The sequence below is a fragment of the Spirulina sp. CCY15215 genome (assembly GCF_016888125.1).
Taxonomy (GTDB): Bacteria; Cyanobacteriota; Cyanobacteriia; order Cyanobacteriales; family Spirulinaceae; genus CCY15215.
Map to the genome: position 1 here is coordinate 1 of NZ_JACSWA010000314.1, position 3,986 is coordinate 3,986.

The window sequence follows — 3,986 nt, forward strand, 5'->3', positions numbered from 1 at the left end:
AGCTTAAAAAACGTAGTTCCCAAGAACTTAGGCTGGTCAACTATGGGCTTGGTTCAAGCCCCCGCTATACCCAAAGGGTTAGCGGTGGGTTATTGACTGCATTTCCTGATAGAGTTTCTCTGCAACGCCTCCCAATCGCCCCGTAATCCTTGGCAATACGCGCTTCCTGTTCGGTTTCGGGAATAATGAAACCCCAAGGTCATTCTCGCTTTCCATTCGCTAATTCTAATCCAGAAAGACTTGAGGTTTAACTTTAAAATATTGTGCTAACTGTTGAATTTGAATCAGAGTTAAGGACTTCTCATTATTTAAGATAGCTTCTATTTTCTCTGCCGTACTAATTTCAGATAAATCTGATGAACTTAATCCATGCTCTTCCATTAAATACGCTAGTGCATCACTCCCGCCACAATTTGGGATAGAATAATACTCCGCCTCATAAGCCTCAATCAGCGTGCCTAATGTATCAAGCAAATTATAAAGAGGATGCTGCTCATTAGTACCAATTTCATCAATTAAAGCATTTAATCGCTCTATTGCCCGATCGTATTCTTCCTCATTGCGAATTGTCAACAGTGGCGCGATCGCACTCCAATGATGATTAATATCTGGGGGAAGTACAGTTAATTTTTCCATGTATCTTTGTCGTATTCTGAATGGGTTAAAATATGACGAACATAGACTTTCTGACGATTAAAGTGAATTGAAGTAATTAATCTATATTTATTACCACCAATATTAAATACAACTAGATCGTCTACAAGATCGGCACTTGGAAAAACTGAGCGTAATTCATCAAAAGTGTTAAAGTTTGCTGAGTCTATGAGTTTAAACCAACGAATGAGTGCTGTTTCACTATCAGGATACTTTTCCCAAAATTGACGTAAGGCTTTGCGAGAAATAATGTGCATGATTCTCTGGTTCTACAAAGGAATCAGAATTATTAAATTCCCTATCAAATGGATCATGAAAGTGCCAATATAGTTACTGAAATAATTTTTTAATCTCCATGCAATTGAGAGAACAAGAAAAATACTTGTCACATTCTTTCTAGAACTGAAATTCCCAGTAAAGATAGTCCTTGTTTCAAGGTTCTTGCGGTTAAATCGCATAACATTAAACGAGAAGTTCGCACGGGTTCTTCAGCTTTGAGAACTGGGCAGTTTTCAAAGAATTGATTGAATTTTTGACTGAGTTCGTAGAGATATTGGCAAAGACGATTGGGATATAAATCGCGTTCGACTTCTGCGAGAACATCTGTTAGTTGTAAGAGGTGTTTGGCAAGAATGAGTTCAGAATCTTCTTGGAGGATAATTTCAGCGCGATCGCCGGCTGGAGGAAGTATCTTCACTGTATCGGGAGTTCCCAAAAACTCTCTTTTTTTCTCTTCTAGTTTTTGCTTAAATTGTTGGCGTTTTTTGTAGAAAAGGAGATGCTTGAAAGCAAACCAAAGAGTGTAACTAAAACCAGTAAACTGTAGAATTTGAGAAAACAAGGGAATGTGATGAATTGCCAGATGAATTTTGACGATCGCATCAATAACAAAAATAATTGTTACCAAAACTCCCGAGGCGATCGCCATCGGTTTAAAAGTTGGCCAATTATCTTGGATTTGTTGTTGAATATATTTGGGACTTATTTTGGCGATCGATACTGGTTCTACTGTTGTTAAGGCACTCGAACCGATTTTTTCTTCTTTGCGTCCGATGCCTTGAGTTCTGACATAAGTATATAAAAGATAAGGGACAGTATTCCCTTTCAAGTCCAGCATTTTATCGTAATTAAAAATGTATTCGCTGGTACGATTTTGGCTCAAATCGGCATATTTCACCGCACTTATGCCCACGATCTCGGCAACGTTTTCCTTAAAAGGTTCGCTTTCGGTTCTATTATTTTCTTGCAAGCGTTTATCTAAGTCTTGATAAGCACGAGAAACTGCTTCATCCAACAAGTCTTTTAAACGGACGGTATCTCCAGCCCGAGTTTGTAGTTTTTTCCCATCTTTGCCTTTAACAACCCCAAAAGGAACGTGAACCACTTCTACATTTTCGGGTAGAATTTTCGCTTTGCGGGCAACTTGAAAAACTTGAACAAAATGATTGCCTTGTCCTGCATCTGTAACATAAATAATGCGATCGGCTTCATCTTTTCCTGTGCGGTATTGCAGTGCGGCTAAATCTGTGGTGGCATAGTTAAAACCGCCGTCAGTTTTCTGGACAATTAAAGGGAGGCGATCGCCTTCTTTATTGGTAAATCCTTCTAAAAATACGCATTTTGCTCCTTCATTTTCCTCCAATAGTCCCACGGAGTCTAAATGTTCGACAACACCGGGAAGCAGGGGATTATAAAAAGATTCCCCTCGTTCTTGTAAGCTAATATCAAGGCGATCGTAAATCTGTTGAAATTCTTGCCGAGATTGTTCGCATAATAATTGCCAAGCATGACGACTATCTTCTGCCCCAGATTGTAAGCGAACCACTTCTTGACGCGCGGTTTCTTGAAATGCTTCGTCCTCATCAAATTGCTTTTTCGCTTGACGATATAATGTCACTAAATTCCCTAAATCTAAAGCATTTGCTGTCATCAATGCTTCGGGATGAGTTTCTCGTAAATAAGCAATTAACATCCCAAATTGTGTCCCCCAGTCTCCCACATGATTGAGACGTAAAACATCGTGACCGCGAAACTCTAATATTCTGGCAATACTATCGCCGATAATAGTCGAACGTAAATGCCCGACGTGCATTTCTTTGGCAATATTGGGGCTAGAAAAATCAACAATAACTTTTTGAGGCTGCTTAACTTTTTCGACCCCCAAACGGCGATCGCTTGCCATTGTTGCTAATTGTGTCGCCAAATAGTCCGGTTTGAGAGTGAGGTTAATAAAACCAGGTTTAGCAATTTCAGGAGACTCGCAAAAGTTGCTAATTTCCAGGCGATCGCAGATTTCCTGCGCGATCTTCATGGGATTTTTCTGCAAGGGTTTCGTCAAACTAAGGGCAATATTAGATTGATAATCCCCAAATTTCGGATTGCTGGCCAAAACAACAAGGGGATCGGTGTTGCTAAATTCATCGCCAAAAGCGGCAACTAAAGCATGACTAAATTTCTGGGTAAGTTGGGTTTGAATAGAAGACATGGGGAAGGATGAGTAATGAGTGATGAAGGATGAAACAGGAAGGATGAGGGATGAGTGATAAGGGATTAAAAATTCACGATCGTCTCTTTTCCCAATTCTCAACTCTCAACTATTCGTCTATCGAAATAATTCGTTATAATTCCTAAGAGTCAATTTTACCACACAGCCCAAGGCGATGAAAAATACCGATTTACTCGCTCTTGCGATCGCAGTTACCCCTATTGTTAGTTTATCTCCCCTTCCCGTAGCAAGCCAAGAATTACCCGCCACATTTCGAGGTAGCGCACCTCGTATTGAGGAAGTGAGAAGCAGTTCGACGGAAACCTATTCCAGTCGTGCTAAATATTATTTTACGATCGCCATCCCCGACACGACAGAAACTCCCCTGCAAAAAATTGTCATTCAACAACGAGGAGGACAAGAACGCATTCGCTTTAAACTAGAAGAGACGATCGCCTTTATCGGGACATCGGGCGATCGCGGTGCATCCTTGAGGATTCAAAGCACTACTTATGATGCGTCTGCCCTCGCTGTTATAGTGGAATTAGAACAAGCTGTTTCTCCAGGGACAACCCTTAGCGTCAGGCTCAAACCGCGACGCAATCCTAGATGGAGTGGGGCTTATGGGTTTGGTGTCGCGGTTTTTCCCCCAGGAGAAAATGCACGAGAATTATACTTGGGTGCGAGGAGATTAACTTTTTACGATCGCTTTCCCCGAAGGATTTGGTGACGGGTATCGTGAAAAATGGGTGGTCAGGAACCTCAGCCTAAAGGCGTGAGGCTTGAAAGAGAAATCTAACAGGCCATTCTGACCAGACTAAGTACCCCGCGTACTACGTTATTTGGG

Annotated in this window: 4 protein-coding genes; 1 reads left to right on the forward strand and 3 read right to left on the reverse strand. The window is 41.1% G+C overall.

What is annotated here, in order from left to right; all coding sequences use genetic code 11:
* Positions 1-225 precede the first annotated feature (225 nt).
* The 3 genes from JUI58_RS05355 to argS all read right to left on the reverse strand — a co-directional run bounded on the left by JUI58_RS05355 (position 226) and on the right by argS (position 3,139).
* The gene (locus JUI58_RS05355; protein WP_204102720.1) at positions 226-636 is read right to left on the reverse strand and encodes a hypothetical protein; all 411 of its coding nucleotides are present in this window, start codon (positions 634-636) and stop codon (positions 226-228) included.
* A complete protein-coding gene (locus JUI58_RS05360) occupies positions 624-911 on the reverse strand; it encodes a type II toxin-antitoxin system HigB family toxin (protein WP_204102721.1) in 288 nt (95 codons plus the stop codon). The genes JUI58_RS05355 and JUI58_RS05360 overlap by 13 nt, the downstream gene beginning before the upstream one ends.
* A 128-nt stretch (positions 912-1,039) precedes the next feature.
* Positions 1,040-3,139: an arginine--tRNA ligase gene (argS, locus tag JUI58_RS05365; protein WP_204102722.1), complete on the reverse strand. Its 2,100-nt coding sequence runs from the start codon at positions 3,137-3,139 to the stop codon at positions 1,040-1,042.
* A gap of 175 nt (positions 3,140-3,314) precedes the next feature.
* On the opposite strand from argS, the gene JUI58_RS05370 reads away from it, so the two are divergent.
* Positions 3,315-3,869 (forward strand): DUF2808 domain-containing protein, encoded by a 555-nt coding sequence (locus JUI58_RS05370; RefSeq protein ID WP_204102723.1) that lies wholly within the window; start codon positions 3,315-3,317, stop codon positions 3,867-3,869.
* The last annotated feature ends 117 nt before the right edge of the window (positions 3,870-3,986 follow it).

Coding starts and splice junctions, on each gene's coding strand:
- JUI58_RS05370 (WP_204102723.1), top strand. CDS start 3,315: ATGAAAAATACCGATTTACTCGCTCTTGCGATCGCAGTTACCCCTATT.
- argS (WP_204102722.1), bottom strand. CDS start 3,139: ATGTCTTCTATTCAAACCCAACTTACCCAGAAATTTAGTCATGCTTTA.
- JUI58_RS05360 (WP_204102721.1), bottom strand. CDS start 911: ATGCACATTATTTCTCGCAAAGCCTTACGTCAATTTTGGGAAAAGTAT.
- JUI58_RS05355 (WP_204102720.1), bottom strand. CDS start 636: ATGGAAAAATTAACTGTACTTCCCCCAGATATTAATCATCATTGGAGT.